Consider the following 24299-nt stretch of genomic DNA (forward strand, 5'->3'; position numbering starts at 1 on the left):
AAGCCTCAAGCCGGCGGCTTGCAGCGCGTAACATGCCGCTGCCCGCCTCCCCTCGTCTAGAACTTGCGAGAAAAACCCCGGCGGGCTGCTACACTGCGCGACATTTTGTTTTGCAGAGCCAGTCCCGTGACTACCATCGCCACCGCTTTTAATACTTTGCCGCTCTCCGCCGCCATGCTGGCTAACCTCGACTCGCTGGGTTATGTCGAGATGACGCAGATCCAGGCGCAAAGCTTGCCGGTGATCCTCAAGGGGCTGGACCTGATTGCCCAGGCCAAGACCGGCAGCGGTAAAACCGCCGCCTTCGGCATCGGCCTGTTGAACCCGATCAACCCGCGCTACTTCGGCTGCCAGGCGCTGGTGATGTGCCCGACGCGTGAGCTGGCCGACCAGGTCGCCAAGGAAATCCGTCGCCTGGCGCGCGCCGAAGACAACATCAAGGTGCTGACCCTGTGCGGCGGCGTGTCCCTCGGCCCGCAGATTGCCTCGCTGGAACACGGCGCCCACGTCATCGTCGGCACACCGGGCCGCATCCAGCAGCACCTGCGCAAGGGTTCGCTGGTGCTGGACGGTTTGAACACACTGATCCTCGACGAAGCTGACCGCATGCTCGACATGGGCTTCTACGACGCCATCGAAGACATCATCAGCAAGACCCCGGCGCGCCGCCAGACCCTGCTGTTCTCGGCCACCTACCCGGTGAGCATCAAGCAGCTGGCGTCCAAGTTCATGCGCGCGCCGCAGCAAGTGAAGGCCGAAGCGTTCCACTCCGACGACCAGATCGAACAGCGCTTCTACGAGATCTCGCCGGAAGAGCGCATGGACGCCGTGACCAAGGTGCTGGCGCATTTCCGCCCGGCCTCGTGCGTGGCGTTCTGCTTTACCAAGCAGCAAGTGCAGGAAACCGTCGATCACCTGACGTCCAAAGGCATTTCCGCCGTCGGCCTGCATGGCGACCTGGAACAGCGCGACCGTGACCAGGTACTGGCGATGTTCGCCAACCGCAGCACCTCGGTGCTGGTCGCCACCGACGTGGCCGCGCGGGGCCTGGACATTGACTCGCTGGACATGGTGATCAACGTCGAACTGGCCCGCGACTCGGAAATCCACATTCACCGCGTAGGCCGTACCGGCCGCGCCGGCGAAACCGGCATCGCCATCAGCCTGGTGGCGCCGTCCGAAGCGCACCGCGCCCAGGCCATCGAGCAGCTGCAGAAGTCGCCGCTGAACTGGGACCAGCTGGACAACCTCAAGCCACAAAGCGGCGGCCCGTTGCTGCCGCAGATGAGCACCCTGTGCATCGCCGCTGGCCGTAAAGACAAGGTTCGCCCAGGTGACATTCTCGGCGCATTGACCGGTGAAGCCGGGATTCCGGGTGCCCAGGTCGGCAAAATCGCGATCTTTGACTTCCAGGCCTTTGTGGCCGTGGAGCGCGGGATCGCCAAGCAGGCGCTGCAGCGTTTGAACGACGGCAAAATCAAAGGCCGTTCGTTGCGCGTGCGCATCCTGTAAAAACACCGCGTTCCTGTTGTAGGAACCGAATCAATGTGGGAGCCGGGCTTGCCCGCGATGCAGGCGACTCGGTCTGACAGATCGACCGAGTGGGTGCATCGCAAGCAAGCCAGCTCCCACATTTGATTGCATTTCAGATCAATTTTTTTGTGAGGACATTGCTGTGCGCTCGACCGAAGTTGTGATCATTGGCGCCGGCGCCGCAGGCTTGATGTGCGCGCTGACCGCCGCCGGGCGTGGGCGCAAGGTGATGTTGATCGACCACGCGAACAAGGCCGGCAAAAAGATCCTGATGTCCGGCGGTGGCCGCTGCAATTTCACCAACATGTACACCGAGCCGGCCAACTTCCTCTCGCACAACGCGCACTTCTGCAAGTCTGCGCTGGCCCGCTACACCCAGTGGGACTTTATCGGGCTGGTGGCCAAGCATGGCGTGCCGTACCACGAGAAGAAGCTTGGCCAGTTGTTCTGCGATAACAAGTCCAGCGACATCCTCGGCATGCTGCTCGATGAATGCATACAAGCCGGCGTGAGCATGCACCTGGACACGTCGGTTCAGGAAATTGCCAAGCTGGAGGCCGGTTATCAGTTGCAAACCACCCTGGGTGAGTTGCGCTGCGAATCCCTGGTAATCGCCACGGGCGGCCTGTCGATTCCGACCCTGGGCGCGACCGGGTTCGGTTATCAGGTAGCCAAGCAGTTCGGCCATGAACTGCTGCCGACCCGCGCAGGGTTGGTGCCGTTTACCATCACCGACCAGCTCAAGGACTTGTGCGGCGAGCTGTCCGGCACCTCGGTGGACTGCCTGGTCAGCTGCAACGACCAGAGCTTTCGCGAGAACATCCTGTTTACGCACCGCGGCCTGAGCGGACCGGCGATCTTGCAGATTTCCTCGTACTGGGAAACCGGCGACACGGTCGAAATCAACCTGCTGCCCGACCACGACGCCCACGCCTGGCTGCAACAGCAACAGGTCGAGCGCCCCAACAGCGAGTTGAAAACCCTGCTGGGTGAGATCTTTACCAAGAAGATGGCCAACCTGCTGGCCGACACCTGGTTTGCGTCCAAACCGATGAAGCAGTACACCCACGCCGAAATCGCTGACATCGCGCAAAAGCTGTCGAGCTGGCAACTGGTGCCGGCGGGCACTGAAGGCTATCGCACGGCCGAAGTAACGCTGGGTGGAGTTGACACGCGGGAAGTGTCGTCCAAGACCATGGAATCGCTGAAAAGCCCTGGGCTCTACTTCATCGGCGAAGTGCTGGATGTGACCGGTCACCTGGGCGGGTTCAACTTCCAGTGGGCCTGGGCGTCGGGCTACGCCGCCGCGCAATACGCCTGACGCCGCTTAAACCTTGAAATGCAAAACCCTGTGGGAGCTGGCTTGCCTGCGATAGCGGCGTTGGATTTACCATCGCTATCGCAGGCAAGCCAGCTCCCACATTAGATTTGGGGCGCCTGGAAGTTATTTTGCGCAATTGATGTGATCGCCACGCTTGCCGTGACGTCCTTGATAGCTCAATTTAGCGGCATCGTCCCGGAAGACTCCAGCCTTCATGTCATCGACCTCGTTCAAGCAGTCCATGCGGCGCCTGTGGGCGCTGGATAAATTCAGTTACAGCGTACGGGTGTTCATCGCCCTCACCGGCAGCATGGCGCTGTGCTGGTATCAGGACGAAATGACGCTGCTGATCCCGCTGTTCCTGGGGATTATCGCCAGCGCCCTGGCCGAGACCGATGACAGTTGGCAAGGCCGCCTCAACGCTCTGGCGGTGACGCTGGTGTGTTTCAGCATCGCCGCGCTGTCGGTGGAGCTGCTGTTCCCTTACCCGTGGATTTTCGCGATAGCCCTGGCCCTGGCCAGTTTCTGCCTGACCATGCTGGGTGCGCTGGGCGAACGCTATGGCGCGATTGCTTCGGCGACGCTGATTCTGTCGGTGTACACCATGATTGGTGTGGACCAGCGCGGGGGCGCCGTCTCTGATTTCTGGCACGAACCGCTGCTGCTGGTGGCCGGCGCCGCCTGGTATGGCGTGCTCTCGGTGCTGTGGCAGGCACTGTTTTCCAACCAGCCGGTGCAGCAAAGCCTGGCGCGGTTGTTTCGGGAATTGGGGCGCTACCTCAAACTCAAATCATCCTTGTTCGAACCGATCCGCCAGCTGGATGTAGAGGCGCGCCGCCTGGAACTCGCCCAGCAAAACGGGCGCGTTGTAGCAGCGCTGAATGCGGCGAAGGAAATCATCCTGCACCGCGTGGGCAATGGTCGGCCCGGTTCGAAGGTCAGCCGCTACTTGAAGCTGTACTTCCTCGCCCAGGACATCCACGAACGCGCCAGCTCCTCGCACTACCCTTACAACGCCCTGGCCGACGCCTTTTTCCACAGCGACGTGCTGTTCCGCTGTCAGCGCCTGTTGCGCCAGCAAGGCAAAGCCTGCGAAACCCTGGGCGAGTCGATCCAGCTGCGCCAGCCATTCATTTATGACGACAGCTTTGCCGAAGCGCTGGGCGACCTGAATGCCTCGCTGGAACACCTGCGCATCCAGAGCAACCCTGCCTGGCGCGGCCTGCTGCGCTCGTTGCGCGCCCTGGCAGCCAACCTGTCGACGCTTGACCGCCTGCTCGGCGACGCCAGCAACCCCGACGCCCTCGCGGACGCCACCGACAGCAACCTGCTGGACCGTGCGCCACGCAACCTCAAGGAAATGTGGACGCGCCTGCGCACGCAACTGACGCCGACCTCGCTGCTGTTCCGCCATGCCTTGCGCCTGGCCCTGGCGCTGACCATTGGCTACGGCACCCTGCATGCGATTCACGCCTCTCAGGGTTATTGGATCATCCTTACCACCCTGTTCGTGTGCCAGCCCAACTACGGCGCCACCCGGCGCAAACTCGGCCAACGGATCATCGGCACGGCCATCGGCCTGACCGTGGCCTGGGCCCTGTTCGACCTGTTCCCAAGCCCGCTGGTGCAATCGCTGTTCGCCATCGCCGCCGGCCTGGTGTTCTTTATCAACCGCACCACCCGCTACACCCTGGCCACGGCGGCGATCACCTTGATGGTGTTGTTCTGCTTCAACCAGGTGGGTGATGGCTACGGGCTGTTCCTGCCACGGCTGTTCGATACGCTGATTGGCAGCCTGATCGCGGGCCTGGCGGTGTTCCTGTTCCTGCCGGACTGGCAAGGCCGGCGCCTGAACAAGGTGCTGGCCAACACCCTGACCTGCAACAGCATCTACCTGCGCCAGATCATGCAGCAATACGCCGCCGGCAAGAGCGACGACCTGGCCTACCGCCTGGCCCGGCGCAACGCGCACAACGCGGATGCGGCGTTGTCCACCACGCTGGCAAACATGCTGATGGAGCCTGGGCACTTTCGCAAAGAGGCTGACGTAGGCTTCCGCTTTTTGGTGCTGTCGCACACCTTGCTCAGCTACCTGTCGGGGCTGGGCGCACACCGGGAAACCCAGCTGCCGGCTGAAGTGCGTGAGCACTTGATCGACGGCGCCGGCAACAGCCTGGCAGCGAGTATCGACGAGATCGCCACGGGGCTGGCCAACAAGCAGCCGATCGCGATTCAAAGCGACGCCGAAGAAGCCCTGGCGGCGGACCTGGAGCAGATGCCGGATGAGATCGATGAGGGGCAGCGGTTGGTGCAGACGCAACTGGCGTTGATCTGCCGGCAGCTGGGGCCGTTGCGCACGCTGGCGGCGCACCTGATCAAGGACACCCGCGCGGCTTAGGCCGCCTTAGCGAGCAAGCCCGCTGCCACACTCGACCGCATTACAAAGGGTGTACACGGTTAAATGTGGGAGCGGGCTTGCTCGCGAAGAGGCCCGCAAGAGCACTACAAACTACATCCCATGCGCCTTCATCAACCGCGCATAACTGCCATCGACCTTCATCTTGGCAATCTCGCGGTCGAAACCGGCAATGATCTGCGCATGCTCGGGGTTCTTCAGGCTGACCAGAATATGCAGGCTGTTTTCACTCAACGGCTGGGGTAAAAACTCCACCGCATTGCGCACACGCGGCGACTCGCGTGCCAGGTAATAGCGGGCGACATACTCGTCTTCCAGCGTCAGCCTCACGCGTTGCGCCGCGAGCATGCGCACGGCCATGGCGAAGTTATGCACCGGCACTTTCTGCAACTGCGCATCCTGGTCGAACGCCGCCGAATAGGCATACCCGCGCACCACAGCGATGGGCTCACCGTGCAGCTGTTCCAGGATCTGATAGTCGATGGGGTCGTCCCGGCGCTTGATAAACCGCACGCGGTTGAGCAGGTATTCAGCGGAAAACTGCCCCAGTTGCGTGCGCGCCTCGTCGTACCAGGCATTGACCAACACGTCATAGCGGCCATCACCCACGCCCATCAACGCCCGCGCCCAAGGTACCTGCTCAAAATCACTGGCGTAGCCGGCGCGCGCCAGGGCCGTGCTGACAATGTCGGTGGCCAGCCCACCGTTGATCAATGTCGAATCGGTAAACGGTGGCCAGGCATCCGCTACCAAACGCAGACGTTGTGCGACCGCTGGCGTGGCCAGCAACAACACTCCTATCAAAGCAACGGCACGAGAAAATCGCGGCATGCTTAAAGTCCTTGGCGGGCAGGCAGTGGCCTGATAACAGTAGCTCATCAATGAACCTGCATTGCAGATTACACAAAGAACCGGGCCGCGCTCGCACTGAATAATGGCAAATTGACGCCATTCACAAAAATGCTGAATTTAGACAGTCGTGACCGTCACGCTTACTATCGGCAACAGCCATTAACAAGAGAACACACCATGACGGTTAATTGGGTCTGCAAACACCAGGAAGACTTGGGCAAGGACCAGCTGTACGCCCTTCTGCGCTTGCGCAGCGAGGTCTTTGTTGTTGAACAGCAGTGCGTGTATCCGGACCTCGACGGGCAGGACCTTTCGGGTGATACCCACCACCTGATGGCCTGGAAAGACGACGAGCTGGTGGCCTACCTGCGCCTGCTGGACCCGGAATCCCAGGGCGGTGATGTGGTGATCGGCCGAGTGATCGTCGCGCCAGTGGCACGCGGCACCGGGCTGGGCCATCAAATGATGGAAGAAGCCCTCAAGCGGATTGACGACATCTGGCCTGAAACGCCGATTTTTCTGTCAGCCCAGGCGCATTTGCAGGGGTATTACGGGCGGTACGGGTTTGTGGCGGAGGGTGAGGAATACCTGGAGGACGATATTCCGCACATTGGCATGCGGCGTCAGTAAGGGCGCCATCGCAGGCAAGCCAGCGCCCACATTTAACCGTGTTCACCCTTTGAAACGCGGTCGAATGTGGGAGCGGGCTGCTCGCGAAGGCGTCAGCGCAATAATCGCTACATTCAGGGATAACCCAACACCTGCTTGATCGCCCCCAGATTCGCCTCGATCCACTTGCGGTCGATCGCCCCCCAGCTGCGAATCCGGTAGCGCCCGGCATGATTGCGCGCGCCGTCTTGCTGCTCGAACTCACACAGGATATCCAGGTCGGCCAATGCCGCAATCGTGTCCTGCGCCGTGCGCCGCGGCATGCCGGTGGCGTCGGTCAACGCCGGGACGCTGCTGGCCAGCCCGCTGTCGATCAGGTACGCCACGTACAGGCGGCGATAGAAACTGCTTTTGGTCTTGCTCACGTCCATGCTTGGTCGCCTGGTGAGGTTAGGGCTTGCCCTGCAAGTCGCGATACGTGAGGTACACCCGCAGGTCGAATTCCACCTGATGGTAGCCGGGCATCATGTATTCGCAGAGTTTGTAGAACGCCTTGTTGTGGTCCGATTCCTTGAAGTGCGCCAGTTCGTGCACAACGATCATGCGCAGAAATTCCGGCGCCGCCTCTTTGAACAACGCCGCGATGCGGATCTCTTTCTTGGATTTGAGATTGCCGCCCTGCACCCGTGAAATCGTGCTGTGCAGGCCCAGGGCGCGGTGGGTCAGGTCCAGGCGGTTGTCGAACAGCACTTTGTCGATGGCCGGCGCGTTACGCAGGTGTTCCTGCTTCAAGGCCAGGGCATAGCTGTACAACGCCTTGTCACTTTGCACCGCATGGCGCTCGGGGTAGCGTTGCTCCAGGTAGGCGCCCAACTGATCCTTGGCGATCATCTGGCGCACTTGCTCCTGGAGCGCTGCGGGGTAAGCCTGGAGGTATTTCAGCGCGGTCATGGGGTCTGCAACAGGGTTCGAATGGGCGCCAGTGTAGCGAATTCAAAGCAGACGGGGGTGAGACCAATCGGCCACTTCCTCAGCAATCAAGGGCTGGGCCGCCCATGGCCCTTGGACGAACGAGCAACCATTGGCCTTCAGCCATTGCGCCTGTTCGAGTGTTTCCACGCCTTCGGCGATCACTAACACATCAAAATGCCCGCACAACTGGATGATGCTGCGCGCCATCGCGGCGTCCCGCACCGAACCCGGCAGACGCGCCACCAATTGCGGGTCCAGCTTCAACGTATCGAACTCCAGGTCACGCAGATGGGCCAGCGAACACTGGCCCAACCCGAAGTCATCCAGGGCGATACGCACGCCGATCCGCCGCAACAACTTGAGCTGCTTGTTGGTTTCATCAAGGTTGCTCATCAGGCTGTCTTCACTGATTTCCACCTCCAGCTGCCGCGCCTGCAACCCATGTCGTTCAAGGACCTGCTGCAGTTGGCCGGCCAGGTTGGGCATGTTGAACTGACTGCTGCTCAGGCTCACGCTCAGCACCAGTTCTTCATCGAAGCTGGTTTGCCAGGCCTGACGTTGGGCGGCGACCTGCTGGTAAATCCAGGCGCTCAACTGGCTGATCAGCCGCGCCTCTTCAAGCAACGGCAAAAACAAGCCCGGCGGCACATCGCCGACGCTCGGGTGCTGCCAGCGCAACAACGCCTCGACGCCACGCAAGCGCCCGTCCTCCAGCGAGACCTGGGGCTGGTACACCAAGGTGAAATCCTTGTTTTGAATCGCGTTACGCACGCTGTCTTCAAGCATCAGACGCGAGCGGGCGCGGCCGTTCATTTCCTGATCGTAATAGCGATATTGCTGACGCCCCGCACGCTTGGCTTCATACATGGCGATGTCGGCCGCGCGCAGCAGGCCATTGAGGTCCGAGCCGCAGTCCGGGAAGGTCGCAATGCCAATGCTGACGCCAAGCATCACATCCAAACCGTCGACCTGCTGACACACCGACACGCGTTCGATCAGTTTTTCCGAAATCTTCGCCGCCTGTTCCGGGAATTCCAGCTCCACCAATGCGGTGAACTCATCCCCGCCCATGCGCCCAAGAATGTCGTAGGAACGCAGACACGCCTGCATTTGCTCGGAAACCCAGCGCAGCACCCGGTCTCCCGCGTCGTGGCCCAACGAATCGTTGACCCGCTTGAAGCCGTCGAGGTCCAGGTAGAGCAGCACCAGCGATTGCTCGGTTCGCTCGCTGCGCAGCAACGTGTTTTCCACTGCCTGGTGGAAGCCGCGCCGGTTCAGCAGGCCGGTCAACGGGTCGGTCACCGCCTGGAACTCCAACTGCTGGTGCAGATGGCGCACCTCGGACATGTCCAGCACCGTCACGACCATGGCCTTCTGCTCGGCGGGTAACGGCGCGCAGGACAATGCCACCGGCACCTGCTGGCCGCGACTGGTGCGCAAAATGGCGTCGTGCTGGCGCCATGTCTCACCTTTGCGATACGCCTCGTACATCGCGAACCCCAGCCAGGCCGGCACATGGGGCTTTTGCAGGAAGCTCAAAAAGCTTTCGCCCTGCAACTCGGCCATCGTCGCATTCAGCAGCCGCGAAATGGCCGGGTTGGCATACTGGATCACACTGCCCTCGCCCACCACCAGGATGCCCTCGGCGGCGTTGTCGAGCACCGAGGCATTAAAGGCACGCGCGGACTCCAGGTCATGGCTCAGGCGCTGCAAGGCACGGCGGTTGCGCTGGTGTTCCAGCAACGCCTGCACCTTTGGCTTGAGAATGTGGGGGTCGAAGGGTTTGAACAGGTAATCAATGGCGCCGCTGGCATAGCCTTCCAATACAGAGGCAGGCGACTGGGCATGGGCGGTCAGGAAGATAATTGGCGTCATGCGCGTGCGTTGGCTGCCACGCATCAGGCGCGCAACCTCAAACCCATCCATGCCGGGCATGCGCACATCCAGCAAGACCAGGTCGACTTCGTGCGCGAGCAGTAACTCCAACGCCTCCAGCCCGGAAGCCGCGGTCATCACGTGCCAATCTTCACGCTGCAAAAGCGCACGCATGCTGATGAGGTTTTCCGGGTAGTCATCAACCACCAGAAGAACCGAACTACCATCGCCGGGGTGTGGAGCGCAATCCATGCTACGTCTCTTCCTTGAAGGGCTGTACCGGTCACTTCTGATATAAAAACCGGACAAACACTGAGGCCTCACTCTAGCCCCGGTTCTAAAAAAGCAGAAGTGACGCGGGTGCCATCATTGCGCCAAAGCTCAGGAAGCCGACTAACGGTCAAGCGCTACAGCCCACGCCCCATGGGAAACATGGCTTTTTGGCACTCCTCTGACGCCAATAAATTGCCAGCAATTGTTTAACAACCGGACGATCACCGCCTATAAAGAACGTGAATGGCCCCCGGGCCAAAGCCTCACTTCTGTAAAAAGGCCAACACCATGATCGACCTTTCCACCTGGAACCTGAGCATTCCGGTCGGCTCGCCGCCCACGACCATCGACACTCCGAAACTGCTTAGCGGCTTCAAGGACCAATATTTCCAGGCCGAAGGCAGCGACGTGCAATTCTGGACACCCGTGACCGGCACGCGCACAGAAAACGCCGTCTACCCGCGCAGCGAATTGCGCGAAACCTATGCCGACGGGCGTCTGCGTAACTGGACTTACCCCGACGCCGACAACTTTCTGCGCGCCACCCTGGCCGTCAACCAAGTGCCCTCGAGCGGCAAAGTAGTCATCGGTCAGATCCACGCCTATGACAGCCAGAAACCCCTGATCAAGCTCGAATATCAATTCAAGGAAAAAACCCAGACCGGCAACATTGTCGCCAAAGTGCGCATGCGCCCGGACGAGGATGAAGGCCGCGTGATTATCGTGGCCTCCAATGTGCCGCTGGAGAAGAGTTTCACCTACGTGATCAACCTCAATAAAGCCGGGCTGCTGACCGTCGAGGCCGCTGACGGCCAGTGGAATGAGCGCATTGGTGCCGCGTGGGGCGCCAAACCGCTGTATTTCAAGGCGGGCGCCTATGTGCAGGACAACAGTGGCAACAGCAAGGAAGGCGCGCGGGTGACGTTTGCGAAGCTGGATATTGATCACGAATGAGTGTCGCCTGATTTCAAGCAGGCCTGGCCCTACGACTCCACGGATTATTCGCGTTTAAACACGCCGCTGATCCCTGTGGGAGCCGGGCTTGCCCGCCAGGGCAGACTGTCAGCCAACCCATTCGGTCACTGACACGCCGCGTCGCGGGCAAGCCCGGCACCCACAGGCAATCTGCATTGGCAGGGCAACCCTGCGGCGAATCAGCTCGGCGCAACGCACAAGGGTCAAATCCCGGCCACAAAAAAGCCCGCATCGCTGCGGGCTTTTTGTTTAAACGCCTGAGGCTCAGTTCACCTTGGCGTTCAACTCACCTTTCAGGTAACGCTGGTACATCGCTTCCAGGGAGATCGGCTTGATCTTCGAAGCATTACCGGCCGTACCGAACGCTTCGTAACGAGCGATACACACGTCACGCATCGCGGTCACAGTGGCACCGAAGAATTTACGTGGGTCAAATTCGCTCGGGTTGGTGGCCATCAGGCGACGCATCGCACCGGTGGACGCCAGACGCAGGTCGGTGTCGATGTTGACCTTGCGCACGCCGTACTTGATGCCTTCGACGATTTCTTCAACCGGCACGCCGTAGGTTTCTTTGATGTCGCCACCGTACTGGTTGATGATCGCCAGCCACTCTTGCGGTACCGAGGAAGAACCGTGCATCACCAGGTGGGTGTTAGGGATGCGTTTGTGGATTTCCTTGATGCGGTCGATCGCCAGCACGTCGCCGGTAGGTGGCTTGGTGAACTTGTAAGCGCCGTGGCTGGTGCCGATGGCGATGGCCAGGGCATCCACTTGGGTCTTCTTCACGAAGTCAGCGGCTTCTTCCGGGTCGGTCAGCATCTGGCTGTGGTCCAGCACGCCTTCAGCGCCGATGCCGTCTTCTTCGCCGGCCATGCCGGTTTCCAACGAACCCAGGCAGCCCAGCTCGCCTTCAACCGAAACGCCGCAGGCGTGAGCCATGGCCACGGTTTGTTGGGTCACGCGTACGTTGTACTCGTAGTCGGTTGGGGTCTTGCCGTCTTCGCCGAGGGAGCCGTCCATCATCACCGAGCTGAAGCCCAGTTGGATGGAGCGCTGGCACACGTCAGGGCTGGTGCCGTGGTCCTGGTGCATGCACACCGGGATGTGTGGGAATTCTTCGATGGCGGCCAGGATCAGGTGACGCAGGAAAGGGGCACCGGCGTATTTGCGGGCACCGGCCGAAGCCTGAACGATCACTGGGGAGTCGGTCTTGTCAGCGGCTTCCATGATGGCGCGCATCTGCTCAAGGTTGTTGACGTTAAAGGCTGGGACGCCGTAGCCGAACTCGGCTGCGTGGTCCAGCATTTGACGCATGCTGATAAGTGCCATTGTGTTGTCTCTCCCGATCGTGGGTCGTTAATCGTGCAAGCCTGCCGTAGCGGCGGCTGCTATTCAAGTTATTGCAGATCAAGGGGTTAAGGCTTGGCCTGCTGAATCGTTATTGCAGTGACGGACCTGACACAAGTTCCAATTTGAAACCCGATCAATGTGAGAGCTGGCTTGCCTGCGATGGCGATTTGTCTGTCGACATCTTCGGTAACTGACCCACCGTCATCGCGGGCAAGCCCACTCTCACATTTGATTTTCATTGGGCTCACTACTGGGCCTTGCAGCCTCGCCCAATCAAATCATCGGTGGCGACCCAGTAAATCAGGCCTTCCTCACCCTTTTGGTGAAACGCCAACTGGTCGTTGCTGTACAGCACGCCCGAGGCAGCAACGTCCTGTTTAAGACGATAAACCTGGTCGGAACCGCCGAGGCGTACATCCACCTCGGAACGCGCCTGGTTGGCAAAGCGCCAGTTGACCTCGGCCTTGCTGTCGCACGTCCAGGTGGTCCACTTGTCGGCCGGCTCTGCCTTGTTGAACATGTTCATGCTGCTGCAGCCGGCCAACAAGGCCAGGGCTGCCAGGGCGAAAACGCCTTTCATTGCCAATCCTCGAACGGCGACCCAAAAGGCCGCCAAAGCTGTCGGTTAGTTGATCAGACCCGTCAAGGGCAACCCTGTTCCTGACCGTTGGGCGCGGCATCGTATTGCTCAAGCCGCTCGTTGCCGATGCGCTTGTTGATCACCGGCATGGTTTCGGCTTGCCAGTCAGCCTGGTAGCAGCTCTTTTTCTGCGTAGGCGCAGGCTCTGCAGCGGCAGGCTTCGTGCTTGGCGTGCCGCCGCAGCCGGCCAACAGGCCCGCTGCGATCACCAGTGCCAACGACTTGATCATGGGAATACTCCTTTTCCGGATCACGAGCCTTAGCCTTTGGCTCGAGTTTCCAGCACTTCAACGGCCGGCAGCACTTTGCCTTCGACGAATTCGAGGAACGCGCCGCCACCGGTAGAAATGTAGGAGATCTGGTCAGCAACGCCATATTTATCGATGGCCGCCAAGGTATCGCCACCGCCGGCGATGGAGAATGCCGAGCTTTCAGCAATGGCGTGGGCCAGTACTTTGGTGCCGTTGCCGAACTGGTCGAACTCGAACACGCCGACCGGGCCGTTCCACAAAATGGTCTTGGACGACTTCAGCAGTTCAGCGAAGTTGGCTGCGGTTTGCGGGCCGATGTCCAGGATCATGTCGTCGGCGGCCACGTCAGCGATGAGCTTGACGGTGGCTTCGGCGCTTTCAGCGAATTCCTTGGCCACGACTACGTCCACCGGCAGCGGCACGCTGACTTTGGCCGCGATGGCGCGCGCGGTGTCGAGCAGGTCCGGCTCGTACAGGGACTTGCCCACCGGGTGGCCGGCTGCGGCCAGGAAGGTGTTGGCAATGCCGCCGCCGACGATCAACTGGTTGCAGATCTGGCTCAGGCTGTTGAGCACGTCGAGCTTGGTGGAGACTTTGGAACCGGCCACGATGGCCGCCATTGGCTGCGCCGGAGCGCCCAGGGCCTTGCCCAGTGCATCCAGTTCTGCGGCCAGCAGCGGGCCGGCGGCGGCGACTTTGGCGAACTTGGCCACGCCATGGGTCGAACCCTCGGCGCGGTGCGCAGTGCCGAAGGCGTCCATCACGAACACGTCGCACAGGGCCGCGTATTGCTGGGCCAGTTCGTCGCTGTTCTTTTTCTCGCCTTTGTTGAAGCGCACGTTTTCGAACAGCACGATGTCGCCTGGCTTGACGTCAACGCCGCCCAGGTAGTCAGCCACCAGCGGCACGTCGCGGCCCAGGGCCTCGCTCAGGTAGTCGGCCACCGGCTTGAGGCTGTTTTCGGCGGAGAACTCACCTTCGGTCGGACGACCCAGGTGGGAGCAGACCATCACGGCCGCGCCTTTTTCCAGGGCCAGCTTGATGGTCGGCAGCGAGGCCAGGATTCGCGCATCGCTGGTGACAACACCGTCCTTGACTGGGACGTTGAGGTCTTCGCGAATCAGTACGCGCTTACCTTGCAGATCGAGGTCGGTCATCTTCAACACGGTCATGGGTCGCAGTTCCTGAATTACTGTTGAGGTTGTATGGAGGCGATGTGCAGATAATGTTCGGCAACATCCAGCATTCGGTTGGCAAACCCCCATTCGTTGTCGAACCAAGCCAGGATGTTCACCAGCCTGGGGCCGGAAACGCGGGTCTGGCTGGCATCGACAATCGCCGAATGCGGGTCATGGTTGAAATCGCAACTGGCATGCGGCAACTCGGTGTAGGCCAGCAAACCCTTGAGCGGGCCGCTGGTGGCGGCGTCGCGCAGAATCCGGTTGACCTCCGTCGCGTCAGTGTCGCTGACAGTCTGCATGGTGATGTCCAGGCAAGACACGTTCACCGTTGGCACCCGTACGGCTTTGGCTTGAATTCGCCCGGCAAGTTCCGGTAACAATCTTTCGATACCTCGCGCCAGGCCGGTAGACACCGGAATCACTGACTGGAAGGCCGAACGCGTGCGGCGCAGGTCTTCGTGGTGATAGGCGTCGATGACCGGCTGGTCGTTCATCGCCGAGTGAATCGTGGTGATCGACACATAATCCAGGCCAATCGCCTGATCCAGCAGGCGCAACAGCGGCACGCTGCAGTTGGTGGTGCAGGAGGCGTTGGACACCAGCAGCTCATTGCCGGTCAGGCAATCCTGGTTGATGCCGTAGACGATGGTGGCGTCGACATCCGCCTCGCTGGCCATCGGCTGGGAAAACAGCACACGCGGTGCGCCGGCGTCGAGAAAACGCTGGCCATCGGCACGGGTGTGGTAAGCACCGGAGCATTCCAACACCAGGTCGACGCCCAGCGCCGCCCAGTCGATGCCCTCGGGGGTGGCACTGCGCAGGACTTTCACGCAGTCGCCATTGATATGCAGACAGTCGCCTTCAACGCGCACTTCGCCGGGAAACCGGCCATGGGTGGAGTCAAAGCGTGTCAGGTATTCGATGCTGGCCATGTCGGCCAAATCGTTGATCGCGACAATTTCAAACCCGGCCGCCGCCCCTCGCTCAAACAGAGCACGCAAGACGCAACGACCAATGCGGCCGTAGCCGTTGAGTGCAACTTTGTAGGGACGCGGTTGGGGCATGGGGTTCTCGATCAATGTTAGTTCGGTGTTGAATGCTCTGACGCTATCGCGGGCAAGCCCGCTCCCACATTAGACCGCGATCCAAATGTGGGAGCGGGCTTGCCCGCGATAGCGCCAGTGCAGACAACGCAGACTGACTTAGTCTTCCAGCAGCTCTTCAGCCTGACCCAGGATGTTTTCCAGGGTGAAACCGAACTCTTCGAACAACGCTGGCGCTGGCGCCGACTCACCGTAGGTGGTCATGCCGATCACGCGGCCTTCCAGGCCCACGTACTTGTACCAGTAGTCGGCGTGAGCCGCTTCGATGGCAATACGCGCGCTGACCTGCAACGGCAGAACCGATTGCTTGTAGTCGGCGTCCTGGGCTTCGAACAGGCTGGTGCACGGCATGGACACAACGCGCACGTTGCGGCCCTGGGCCGTCAGCTTGTCGTAGGCCTGAACGGTCAGGCCGACTTCGGAACCGGTGGAGATCAGGATCAGCTCCGGCTCGCCAACGCAGTCCTTGAGCACGTAGCCACCACGGCTGATCGCAGCGATCTGCGCGTCGGTACGCACTTGGTGCTGCAGGTTCTGACGCGAGAAAATCAGCGCCGAAGGGCCGTCCTTACGCTCAATGGCGTGTTTCCAGGCCACGGCAGATTCGACCGCGTCGGCTGGGCGCCAGCAATCCAGGTTCGGTGTGGTACGCAGGCTGGTCAGTTGCTCGACCGGCTGGTGCGTCGGGCCGTCTTCGCCCAAACCGATGGAGTCGTGGGTGTACACATGGATCACACGCTTTTTCATCAGCGCGGCCATACGTACGGCGTTGCGCGCGTATTCCATGAACATCAGGAAGGTTGCGCCGTAAGGCAGCAGGCCGCCGTGCAGGGACACGCCGTTCATGATGGCGCTCATGCCGAACTCGCGCACGCCGTAGTACATGTAGTTGCCGCTGGCGTCTTCGGCCGAGACACCTTTGCAACCTTTCCACAGGGTCAGGTTGGAACCGGCCAGGTCAGCCGAACCGCCGAGGATCTCAGGCAGCAACGGGCCAAAGGCGTTCAGGGTGTTCTGGCTGGCTTTACGGCTGGCGATGGTCTCGCCCTTGGCCGCCACTTCGGCGATGTAGGCCGAGGCTTTTTCCGAGAAGTCGGCAGGCAGGTCACCGGCCAGGCGGCGTACCAGTTCGTTGGCCAACTCAGGGAATTCGGCGGAGTAGGCCGCAAAACGCTGGTCCCACTCGGCTTCGGTCGCCAGGCCTTTTTCCTTGGCGTTCCACTCGGCATAGATGTCAGCCGGGATTTCGAACGGGCCGTGGTTCCACTTCAGCGCTTCACGGGTCAAGGCGATTTCCGCGTCACCCAGTGGGGCGCCGTGGCAGTCTTCTTTACCTTGCTTGTTCGGCGAGCCGAAACCAATGGTGGTCTTGCAGCAGATCAGGGTCGGCTGCTCGCTCTTGCGGGCGGTGTCGATGGCGGTCTTGATCTCTTCCGGATCGTGGCCGTCGACGTTACGGATCACTTGCCAGTTGTAGGCTTCGAAACGCTTCGGGGTGTCATCGGTGAACCAGCCTTCGACTTCGCCGTCGATGGAGATGCCGTTGTCATCGTAGAAGGCAATCAGCTTGCCCAGGCCCAGGGTACCGGCTAGGGAAGCCACTTCGTGGGAAATGCCTTCCATCATGCAGCCATCACCCAGGAACACATAGGTGTGGTGGTCGACGATGTTGTGACCAGGGCGGTTGAACTGCGCGCCCAGGACTTTTTCAGCGAGTGCGAAGCCAACAGCATTGGCCAGGCCCTGGCCCAGCGGACCGGTGGTGGTCTCAACGCCTGGGGTGTAGCCGAATTCCGGGTGACCCGGGGTGCGGCTGTGCAGCTGGCGGAAGCTCTTGAGGTCATCGATGGTGACGTCGTAGCCGGTCAGGTGCAGCAGCGAATAGATCAGCATCGAGCCATGGCCGTTGGACAGCACGAAGCGGTCACGGTCGGCGAACGACGGGTTGCTCGGATTGTGTTTCAGGTAGTCACGCCAAAGTACCTCGGCGATATCCGCCATGCCCATCGGGGCACCGGGATGGCCGCTGTTGGCTTTTTGCACGGCATCCATGCTGAGGGCACGAATGGCGTTGGCACGCTCACGACGGCTGGGCATCGCTGATCTCCTGGGGTTGCTTAAAAGAAACGGAAAAAAGGATCGGCATTTTCCCTCAGCCACCGCCTGCGGGCAATCACAGATAGTCACTTGAGGTGTTTTTCCTGCGGTTTGCGCGCTAATCGCTTGCAGAAAAGCCTGACCGCTTCGTCTAAAGGTTATAGCGGCTGCTTATAACTACCGATTATCGACCAATATCAAAACTTTTTGATATTGGCCTTGCGGGGATATCCGCCCGTCACTAGACTGCTGGCCTTATGAACCTACCCGTGCCCTCCCTGCGTCCTGACGACGGCGATGAACTGGCAGCCTTGTGCAAGGCCGCTGGTGATCCGTTACGCCTGAACGTATTGCGCGCACTGGCCAACGACTCTTTCGGCGTACTGGAACTGGCGCAGATCTTCGCTATTGGCCAATCCGGCATGAGCCACCATTTGAAGGTCCTGGCCCAGGCTGACCTGGTGGCCACCCGCCGCGAGGGCAATGCGATTTTTTACCGCCGCGCCCTGCCCCACACCGAGCTGCTCGGCGGCAAACTGCACGCCGCGCTGCTGGAAGAGGTGGACAGCTTGAGCTTGCCCGGCGACGTGCAGTCGCGCATCAGCCAAGTTCACGGACAACGCGCTGCCGCCAGCCAGGATTTTTTCTCACGGGTCGCCGAGAAGTTTCGCGCCCAACAAGACCTGATTGCCGGCTTGCCGCAATACCGCGAAAGCGTACTGGCGCTGTTGGACAAACTGGGCTTCAGTTATTCGGCCACGGCGCTGGAAGTCGGCCCTGGCGATGGCGGTTTCCTGCCGGAGCTGGCGCGCCGCTTCAAGCAGGTGACGGCCCTGGACAACAGCCCGGCGATGCTCGAACTGGCGCGCCAGTTGTGCGAGCGCGAGGCGCTGGGCAATGTCAGCCTGCAGCTGGCGGACGCGTTGAACGACACAAACCTGCGGGCCGATTGCGTGGTGTTGAACATGGTCTTGCACCATTTCGCCGCCCCCGCCGACGCCCTCAAGCAGATGGCAAATTTGCTGCAACCCGGCGGTAGCCTGCTGGTCACAGATTTATGCAGCCACAACCAGAATTGGGCCAAGGAGGCCTGCGGTGATCTCTGGTTGGGTTTTGAACAGGACGATCTGGCCCGTTGGGCCACCGCTGCGGGACTCGTTCCCGGGGAAAGCCTCTATGTAGGTTTACGTAATGGTTTCCAGATTCAGGTCCGCCATTTTCAGCGGCCGGCTGGCGACACTCACCATCGGTAAATATCAGGAAAACATCGAGATGAGCGAATACTCCCTTTTCACCTCCGAGTCCGTGTCTGAAGGGCATCCGGACAAAATCGCCGACCAGATTTCTGATGCGGTGCTGGACGCCATCATTGCTGAAGACAAGTTCGCCCGTGTGGCGTGCGAGACTCTGGTGAAAACGGGCGTGGCGATCATCGCCGGTGAAGTCACCACCACCGCGTGGGTCGATCTGGAACAGATCGTGCGCGACGTTATCACCAAGATTGGCTACAACAGTTCCGACGTCGGCTTCGACGGCGCGACCTGCGGCGTGATGAACATCATCGGCAAGCAGTCGCCCGACATCAACCAGGGCGTGGACCGCGCCAAGCCTGAAGATCAGGGCGCTGGCGACCAGGGCCTGATGTTCGGCTACGCCAGCAACGAAACCGAGGTGCTGATGCCGGCGCCGATCACCTTCTCGCACCAGCTGGTGCAACGTCAGGCCGAGGCCCGCAAAAACGGCCTGCTGCCGTGGCTGCGTCCGGATGCCAAGTCCCAGGTGACCTGCCGTTACGAAGGCGGCAAAGTCGTGGGTATCGACGCCGTTGTACTGTCGACCCAGCACAACCCGGACGTGTCCTACGCCGACCTGCGCGAAGGCGTGATGGAGCTGATCGTCAAGCACGTGCTGCCGGCCGAACTGCTGACCAAGGACACCCAGTTCCACATCAACCCGACTGGCCAGTTCATCATCGGTGGCCCGGTGGGCGACTGCGGCCTGACCGGCCGCAAGATCATCGTCGACAGCTACGGCGGCATGGCCCGTCACGGCGGCGGCGCGTTCTCGGGCAAAGACCCGTCCAAGGTTGACCGTTCGGCGGCCTACGCCGGTCGTTATGTGGCCAAGAACATCGTCGCTGCCGGCCTGGCCGAGCGTTGCGAGATCCAGGTTTCCTACGCTATCGGTGTAGCCCAGCCTACGTCGATCTCGCTGAATACCTTCGGCACCGGCAAGATCAGCGACGACAAAATCGTCAAGCTGGTGCGCGAGATCTTCGACCTGCGTCCATACGCGATCACCACCATGCTTGACCTGCTGCACCCGATGTACCAGGAAACCGCAGCCTACGGCCACTTCGGCCGTACCCCTGTGCAGAAGACTGTCGGCGACGACACCTTCACCACGTTCACCTGGGAGAAAACCGACCGCGCCAACGACCTGCGCACGGCCGCCGGCCTGTAAGCACGCGCTACCACAAAAGCCCCGCCGGGTTCGCCCGGCGGGGCTTTTTATTGCCTGCGCGACAGGCATCACACGTTTGGCGCCCTGAGTACCCGACTGGGCGACAAACCCGGCGACTGCCAGCCGCACGCCAAAGACCGGCAAAGCAAAATTGACGTGGCGCAGGCCAAGAACGACGTACTAAGCGTTAAGGCTTTGAAGCCGCACGAGAGCAGGTCAACAAAGGTTGTAACAATCTGGCCGAGTCTTAAGCCAAAGTCGACGCCAGGCAGCAAACACAGGAAGCCAAGATGAATAAGAACGACGCGGTGAAAGGGTTGGGCGGCCTGTTCAAGTAATTCGAAACACCCGGTAAAAAGCCCCGCGCTGTCGGGGCTTTTTTGTGGCCGCCTGGATCACTTAGGCTGGGCGCCCCTTCCGAGCAAGGATGCTCATGATGCGTTTATTGATTGCTCTGTTACTCAGTGCCTTGCCCTTTCTGGTGTGGGCAGAAGACTGTCCCGAGGACGCCCGATCACAGGTCGGCGCGCTGGCCAGACAGATCACGCTGTGGGATGACAGCTACCACCGGCTCGGCCAATCCCCGGTGAGCGATGAACTCTACGATCAGGCGCGCCACCGCCTGGACCACTGGCGAACGTGTTTCCCCAAAAACGGCCTGACGGCTGACAAGCCACTCGCGAGTTCGCGGGGCACACGGCCTCACCCGGTCGCGCATACCGGCCTTGAAAAGTTACTGGATGAGCAGGCTGTCGACGAATGGCTCAGGACGCGGCAAGACGTATGGATTCAACCCAAGGTCGATGGGGTCGCGGTGACGCTGGTCTATCGCCAGGGCCGATTGAGCCGGCTTATCAGCCGGGGTGACGGACGCCTCGGCCAGGATTGGTCGACTGCCGCACGCCGGATCCCCGGGATTGTCCAGCAACTGCCGGAGCCCATCGACCTGGTGCTGCAAGGCGAACTCTATTGGCGCCTCGACGCTCATGTGCAGGCGACACAGGGCGGGCTGAATGCTCGCAGCAAGATGGCCGGGTTGATGAACCGCCTTCAGTTGAGCGACACCGATGCCGCGGGGATCGGGCTTTTTGTCTGGGCCTGGCCTGACGGCCCGACCGACTTCAACGAGCGCCTGACCACCCTCTCACGCTGGGGCTTCACCGATAGCCATCTCTACAGCCAGCGCATTCAAAACATCGCTGAAGCCTCACACTGGCGCAGTTACTGGTACAACCATCCCCTGCCATTTGCCAGCGATGGCGTGGTATTGCACCAGGCTGTGCATGCGCCCGGCAAACGCTGGCAAGCCAGCGCTCCCTACTGGGCGGTCGCCTGGAAATACCCGGCCGCCAAGGCGCTCGCGCTGGTGCGTAACGTGCGGTTCAACATCGGCCGCACCGGGCGTATTACGCCCATTCTTGAGCTGGAGCCGGTACGGCTGGATGACCGGCACATCCACCGCGTGAGCGTCGGCTCCCTGAAACGCTGGCAGGTGCTGGATATTCGCCCCGGCGATCAGGTGTCCATCAGCCTTGCCGGCCATGTTATCCCCCGCTTGGAACACGTGATCCTGCGCAACGAGAACAGGGTGGAAGTACGAGTGCCCGATGCGCGTAATTTTCACGCCTTGAGCTGTTGGCAACTGGACCCTGGTTGCGAGGAGCAATTGCTGGCTCGCCTGACCTGGCTGAGCGGCAACCAAGGCCTGGCCATGCCGCATATTGGCCGCGAAACCTGGAACATATTGATCCAGGCCGGTCTAATCGCCGGCATTCTCGATTGGTTGACCCTGGATGCGGCAGAGCTTGCTAACATTGACGGCTTCGGCGAACGCAGCCGCGCGCGGGTGCTCGATAGCATTCAAAACGCTCGGCAACGTCCCTTTGCACAATGGCTCAAAGCCTTGGGTGTACCGCCCTCGGCACGTAACGACCTGGACGGCGGCTGGCAGACCCTGGCCGCCAGAGACACCCAGGCCTGGCTGGCCACCGATGGCATCGGCCCGGGCCGCGCAGCGCAATTGAGCGCCTTTTTTCGCGACCCGCAAGTACAGGCGTTGGCTCAGACACTCCGCGAGGCGGGGATAGATGGGTTCTAACCTGGCCCGACCACTTTTTAACCAACGGCAGAATTCATCCTGCCATTTGATTGCACCCTGGAGCCTTTATGAAATTTCTTGCCCCTTTTGCCTTGTTAACGGTTGCAAGCTTCATGGCGACACCCCTGCTGGCCGCTGAAGAGGTGCCGGAACTCACCGGCTGCGCCGCCAAGCGCCAAGCCATCAGCGCTCAGATCGAACAAGCCAAGGCACACGGCAACAGCCAACAACAGGCTGGCCTGGAAAAAGCCCTGAGCGAAGTCACCGCCAACTGCACCGACGCATCCCTGAGGAAAGAACGCGAAAACAAGGTGCTCGACGCCAAGCACGAAGTCAGCCGCCGTCAGGCCGACCTCGACAAGGCGATGAAAAAGGGTGACGCAGACAAGATCAACAAGCGTAAGGACAAGTTGGCGCAGTCACGCAAAGAGCTGCAGGACGCTGTTGAAGAACTCGACCAGTAAACCCGGTCAGTGATCCCGAAACTGTTTATGGCAAGCCGTGCAGGCATCTTCGACTTTCTGCACCGCAGGCCCCAGGTTGCTGGCTTTGTAAGGCTGCACCTGGCTGGCGATCACCAGTTCACCGGTGGCCGCTTCAAGGTTTCGGGCCAACGCCTGGAACCGTGCCTGCTGTTGCCACACGCTGTCCTTGGCGCTGGTGTGATCTTCTTCGCGCACGCTCGGGAAATGCTTCCACGGTTCGTGGGACAACGCGTCAAGCTTGACCGCGCCTTCGGCGAACTTCGCGCCATCGAAAGGGATGCGCCCACGCAACATGCCGCCCAGGTCTTCGCCGGTCTTGAGCATTTGCTTGAAGATTGCCTTGCGCTGACCCAGGGGTGAATTCGGATCAACACCGCCACAAGCGGATAACGTCAGGCAGGCCAGCAATACAACGGTCAGTCTTTTAAAAGTCATGATGGCTTCAGGTCACGGGAACGGCGGCCAGTATCCTCGCCCCGCCCGTAAAGACCAATAGCCCTATTAATAATAGGGGTTGCCCAAACGCGCTGCGGCGCGGGCAATCGCTTCAGGAAGTGTTTGTATGAATGTCACCTTGAAACCCTGGAGCCGCCGCCTGGCGTGGGCTCTGCCGATCATTGCACTGCTGGCCGGCTGCGATGGCAACAAAGACGCCGGCAAAGATGAAACCGTTAAACCCCATGCCGTCGCCACGTATGTGAGTGCACCGTGGGAAGCCTTGCCGGCTGTTACCGATAGCGACCTGCTGGCCGGGTTTGAATCCTGGCGCAGCGCCTGCCAACGCCTGAAGGCCGACCCGATCTGGGGTGCGACCTGCGCAGCAGCGACCAGCGTGCCGGGCAACGCTCCGGCGGTGCGCAGCTTTCTCAAGGAGCGCCTGGACGTATTCGGCCTGCGCTCGGCCGACAACACGCCGAACGGCCTGATCACCGGCTACTACGAACCGGTCTACCCCGGCAGCCTGACCGAAACCGCCATTGCCCATGTGCCGGTGTACGGGGTTCCGGATGACCTGATCATCGTCAACCTGGAAAGCATCTACCCGGAACTCAAGGGCAAGCGCCTGCGCGGCCGCCTCGAAGGGCGTGTGCTCAAGCCATATGACGACGCCAGCACCATCAACGGCCAGGGCTCCACCGCCAAGCCGATTGCCTGGCTGACCAACCCGATGGACCTGCAGTTCTTGCAGATTCAGGGCTCGGGCCGCATTCAACTCGCCGGCGGGCGCCAACTGCGTGTGGGGTATGGCGACCAGAACGGTTACCCGTACCGCCCGATCGGCCGTTGGCTGGTGGAGCAAGGCGAGCTGAAAAAAGAAGACGTGACCATGGGCGCCATCAGCGCCTGGGCCAAGGCTAACCCGCAACGTATTCCACAACTGCTGGCGAGCAACCCCAGCTACGTGTTTTTCAGCGCTCGCCCGGACAGCAATGAAGGCCCGCGCGGCTCACTGAATGTGCCGCTGACGGCGGGCTACAGCGTGGCGGTGGATCGCAAGGTGATTCCGCTGGGCAGCCTGTTATGGCTGTCGACCACCAAACCTGACGGCTCGCCCATTGCCCGACCCGTGGCCGCACAGGACACCGGCGGTGCAATCACCGGCGAAGTGCGCGCAGACTTGTTCTGGGGCACCGGTGATGCAGCGGGCGAGTTGGCGGGGAATATGAAGCAGCAGGGCCAGATCTGGATGTTGTGGCCCAAAGGCGCAGCGCTGCCACACGTGCCGGATGCACCTGCCGGTACCTGAGTGCTTACTGATAGGCGCGATTCATGGTGCTGAGCACGCGTGTGTGGCGAGCGGGCTG

General features: G+C 61.0%; 21 protein-coding genes. 10 read left to right on the forward strand and 11 right to left on the reverse strand.

Annotated elements, in window-relative coordinates:
- Positions 1-174 precede the first annotated feature (174 nt).
- The 3 genes from dbpA (at position 175) to yccS (ending at position 5252) form a co-directional block, all read left to right on the forward strand.
- Positions 175-1512 (forward strand): ATP-dependent RNA helicase DbpA, encoded by a 1338-nt coding sequence (dbpA, locus tag AACW30_RS00515; protein WP_234452441.1) that lies wholly within the window; start codon positions 175-177, stop codon positions 1510-1512.
- Between the two features lie 163 nt (positions 1513-1675).
- Positions 1676-2854, forward strand: coding sequence for an NAD(P)/FAD-dependent oxidoreductase (locus tag AACW30_RS00520; RefSeq protein ID WP_106575616.1), 1179 nt, complete (start codon positions 1676-1678; stop codon positions 2852-2854).
- Positions 2855-3068: 214 nt separating this feature from the next.
- On the forward strand, positions 3069-5252 hold the full coding sequence (gene yccS / locus AACW30_RS00525) for a YccS family putative transporter (protein WP_106575617.1): 2184 nt from the start codon (positions 3069-3071) through the stop codon (positions 5250-5252).
- A 111-nt stretch (positions 5253-5363) separates the two neighbouring features.
- Here yccS and AACW30_RS00530 read toward each other — a convergent pair whose 3' ends face one another.
- On the reverse strand, positions 5364-6101 hold the full coding sequence (locus AACW30_RS00530; protein WP_200622111.1) for a substrate-binding periplasmic protein: 738 nt from the start codon (positions 6099-6101) through the stop codon (positions 5364-5366).
- A 198-nt stretch (positions 6102-6299) separates the two neighbouring features.
- Here AACW30_RS00530 and AACW30_RS00535 point away from each other — a divergent pair, with 198 nt between their 5' ends.
- Positions 6300-6752: a GNAT family N-acetyltransferase gene (locus AACW30_RS00535; protein WP_106575619.1), complete on the forward strand. Its 453-nt coding sequence runs from the start codon at positions 6300-6302 to the stop codon at positions 6750-6752.
- A gap of 113 nt (positions 6753-6865) precedes the next feature.
- On the opposite strand, the gene AACW30_RS00540 is transcribed toward AACW30_RS00535, so the two are convergent.
- The 3 genes from AACW30_RS00540 to AACW30_RS00550 are packed head-to-tail and all read right to left on the reverse strand — an operon-like array spanning position 6866 to position 9830.
- Entirely contained in the window at positions 6866-7162 is a 297-nt protein-coding gene (locus AACW30_RS00540) for a winged helix-turn-helix domain-containing protein (protein WP_200622127.1), read from the reverse strand.
- 19 nt (positions 7163-7181) lie between these two features.
- Positions 7182-7682 (reverse strand): M48 metallopeptidase family protein, encoded by a 501-nt coding sequence (locus AACW30_RS00545; RefSeq protein ID WP_200622129.1) that lies wholly within the window; start codon positions 7680-7682, stop codon positions 7182-7184.
- Between the two features lie 42 nt (positions 7683-7724).
- Complete coding sequence (locus AACW30_RS00550; protein WP_200622131.1) at positions 7725-9830, reverse strand: putative bifunctional diguanylate cyclase/phosphodiesterase; 2106 nt, start codon at positions 9828-9830, stop codon at positions 7725-7727.
- Between the two features lie 309 nt (positions 9831-10139).
- Between AACW30_RS00550 and AACW30_RS00555 the strand changes: the two genes are divergently transcribed.
- On the forward strand, positions 10140-10805 hold the full coding sequence (locus AACW30_RS00555; protein WP_106576070.1) for a polysaccharide lyase family 7 protein: 666 nt from the start codon (positions 10140-10142) through the stop codon (positions 10803-10805).
- Positions 10806-11090: 285 nt separating this feature from the next.
- Here the strand turns inward: AACW30_RS00555 and fba are convergent, their stop codons facing one another.
- The 6 genes from fba to tkt all read right to left on the reverse strand — a co-directional run bounded on the left by fba (position 11091) and on the right by tkt (position 17448).
- On the reverse strand, positions 11091-12155 hold the full coding sequence (gene fba / locus AACW30_RS00560; protein WP_003177554.1) for a class II fructose-bisphosphate aldolase: 1065 nt from the start codon (positions 12153-12155) through the stop codon (positions 11091-11093).
- A gap of 268 nt (positions 12156-12423) precedes the next feature.
- The gene (locus AACW30_RS00565; protein WP_119737525.1) at positions 12424-12756 is read right to left on the reverse strand and encodes an MliC family protein; all 333 of its coding nucleotides are present in this window, start codon (positions 12754-12756) and stop codon (positions 12424-12426) included.
- A gap of 62 nt (positions 12757-12818) precedes the next feature.
- A complete protein-coding gene (locus AACW30_RS00570; protein ID WP_179676554.1) occupies positions 12819-13046 on the reverse strand; it encodes a hypothetical protein in 228 nt (75 codons plus the stop codon).
- A 29-nt stretch (positions 13047-13075) separates the two neighbouring features.
- Positions 13076-14239, reverse strand: coding sequence for a phosphoglycerate kinase (locus AACW30_RS00575; protein ID WP_200622133.1), 1164 nt, complete (start codon positions 14237-14239; stop codon positions 13076-13078).
- A 17-nt stretch (positions 14240-14256) separates the two neighbouring features.
- The gene (gene epd, locus AACW30_RS00580) at positions 14257-15312 is read right to left on the reverse strand and encodes an erythrose-4-phosphate dehydrogenase (RefSeq protein WP_200622135.1); all 1056 of its coding nucleotides are present in this window, start codon (positions 15310-15312) and stop codon (positions 14257-14259) included.
- A 138-nt stretch (positions 15313-15450) separates the two neighbouring features.
- Positions 15451-17448 (reverse strand): transketolase, encoded by a 1998-nt coding sequence (tkt, locus tag AACW30_RS00585; protein WP_200622137.1) that lies wholly within the window; start codon positions 17446-17448, stop codon positions 15451-15453.
- Between the two features lie 257 nt (positions 17449-17705).
- Here tkt and AACW30_RS00590 point away from each other — a divergent pair, with 257 nt between their 5' ends.
- From AACW30_RS00590 to AACW30_RS00610, 4 genes are all read left to right on the forward strand, one after another.
- The gene (locus AACW30_RS00590; RefSeq protein WP_200622147.1) at positions 17706-18701 is read left to right on the forward strand and encodes an ArsR/SmtB family transcription factor; all 996 of its coding nucleotides are present in this window, start codon (positions 17706-17708) and stop codon (positions 18699-18701) included.
- A gap of 19 nt (positions 18702-18720) precedes the next feature.
- Positions 18721-19911 carry a methionine adenosyltransferase gene (gene metK, locus AACW30_RS00595; RefSeq protein WP_200622149.1) on the forward strand — a complete coding sequence of 397 codons (1191 nt, stop codon included), beginning with the start codon at positions 18721-18723 and terminating at the stop codon, positions 19909-19911.
- Between the two features lie 433 nt (positions 19912-20344).
- Positions 20345-22009 (forward strand): NAD-dependent DNA ligase LigB, encoded by a 1665-nt coding sequence (ligB, locus tag AACW30_RS00605; protein WP_200622151.1) that lies wholly within the window; start codon positions 20345-20347, stop codon positions 22007-22009.
- A gap of 68 nt (positions 22010-22077) precedes the next feature.
- Positions 22078-22473, forward strand: coding sequence for a DUF1090 domain-containing protein (locus AACW30_RS00610; RefSeq protein WP_106575630.1), 396 nt, complete (start codon positions 22078-22080; stop codon positions 22471-22473).
- 6 nt (positions 22474-22479) lie between these two features.
- Here the strand turns inward: AACW30_RS00610 and AACW30_RS00615 are convergent, their stop codons facing one another.
- Positions 22480-22929 carry a c-type cytochrome gene (locus tag AACW30_RS00615; protein ID WP_200622160.1) on the reverse strand — a complete coding sequence of 150 codons (450 nt, stop codon included), beginning with the start codon at positions 22927-22929 and terminating at the stop codon, positions 22480-22482.
- 127 nt (positions 22930-23056) lie between these two features.
- Here AACW30_RS00615 and mltA point away from each other — a divergent pair, with 127 nt between their 5' ends.
- A complete protein-coding gene (gene mltA, locus AACW30_RS00620) occupies positions 23057-24241 on the forward strand; it encodes a murein transglycosylase A (protein ID WP_200622162.1) in 1185 nt (394 codons plus the stop codon).
- Positions 24242-24299 lie beyond the last annotated feature (58 nt).

Origin of the sequence: Pseudomonas sp. MF6747, from assembly GCF_963890955.1 — a bacterium.
In the GTDB taxonomy this organism is placed as follows: domain Bacteria; phylum Pseudomonadota; class Gammaproteobacteria; order Pseudomonadales; family Pseudomonadaceae; genus Aquipseudomonas.

Coding starts and splice junctions, on each gene's coding strand:
- dbpA (WP_234452441.1), top strand. CDS start 175: ATGCTGGCTAACCTCGACTCGCTGGGTTATGTCGAGATGACGCAGATC.
- yccS (WP_106575617.1), top strand. CDS start 3,069: ATGTCATCGACCTCGTTCAAGCAGTCCATGCGGCGCCTGTGGGCGCTG.
- AACW30_RS00530 (WP_200622111.1), bottom strand. CDS start 6,101: ATGCCGCGATTTTCTCGTGCCGTTGCTTTGATAGGAGTGTTGTTGCTG.
- AACW30_RS00535 (WP_106575619.1), top strand. CDS start 6,300: ATGACGGTTAATTGGGTCTGCAAACACCAGGAAGACTTGGGCAAGGAC.
- AACW30_RS00540 (WP_200622127.1), bottom strand. CDS start 7,162: ATGGACGTGAGCAAGACCAAAAGCAGTTTCTATCGCCGCCTGTACGTG.
- AACW30_RS00545 (WP_200622129.1), bottom strand. CDS start 7,682: ATGACCGCGCTGAAATACCTCCAGGCTTACCCCGCAGCGCTCCAGGAG.
- AACW30_RS00550 (WP_200622131.1), bottom strand. CDS start 9,830: ATGGATTGCGCTCCACACCCCGGCGATGGTAGTTCGGTTCTTCTGGTG.
- AACW30_RS00555 (WP_106576070.1), top strand. CDS start 10,140: ATGATCGACCTTTCCACCTGGAACCTGAGCATTCCGGTCGGCTCGCCG.
- fba (WP_003177554.1), bottom strand. CDS start 12,155: ATGGCACTTATCAGCATGCGTCAAATGCTGGACCACGCAGCCGAGTTC.
- AACW30_RS00565 (WP_119737525.1), bottom strand. CDS start 12,756: ATGAAAGGCGTTTTCGCCCTGGCAGCCCTGGCCTTGTTGGCCGGCTGC.
- AACW30_RS00570 (WP_179676554.1), bottom strand. CDS start 13,046: ATGATCAAGTCGTTGGCACTGGTGATCGCAGCGGGCCTGTTGGCCGGC.
- AACW30_RS00575 (WP_200622133.1), bottom strand. CDS start 14,239: ATGACCGTGTTGAAGATGACCGACCTCGATCTGCAAGGTAAGCGCGTA.
- epd (WP_200622135.1), bottom strand. CDS start 15,312: ATGCCCCAACCGCGTCCCTACAAAGTTGCACTCAACGGCTACGGCCGC.
- tkt (WP_200622137.1), bottom strand. CDS start 17,448: ATGCCCAGCCGTCGTGAGCGTGCCAACGCCATTCGTGCCCTCAGCATG.
- AACW30_RS00590 (WP_200622147.1), top strand. CDS start 17,706: ATGAACCTACCCGTGCCCTCCCTGCGTCCTGACGACGGCGATGAACTG.
- metK (WP_200622149.1), top strand. CDS start 18,721: ATGAGCGAATACTCCCTTTTCACCTCCGAGTCCGTGTCTGAAGGGCAT.
- ligB (WP_200622151.1), top strand. CDS start 20,345: ATGATGCGTTTATTGATTGCTCTGTTACTCAGTGCCTTGCCCTTTCTG.
- AACW30_RS00610 (WP_106575630.1), top strand. CDS start 22,078: ATGAAATTTCTTGCCCCTTTTGCCTTGTTAACGGTTGCAAGCTTCATG.
- AACW30_RS00615 (WP_200622160.1), bottom strand. CDS start 22,929: ATGACTTTTAAAAGACTGACCGTTGTATTGCTGGCCTGCCTGACGTTA.
- mltA (WP_200622162.1), top strand. CDS start 23,057: ATGAATGTCACCTTGAAACCCTGGAGCCGCCGCCTGGCGTGGGCTCTG.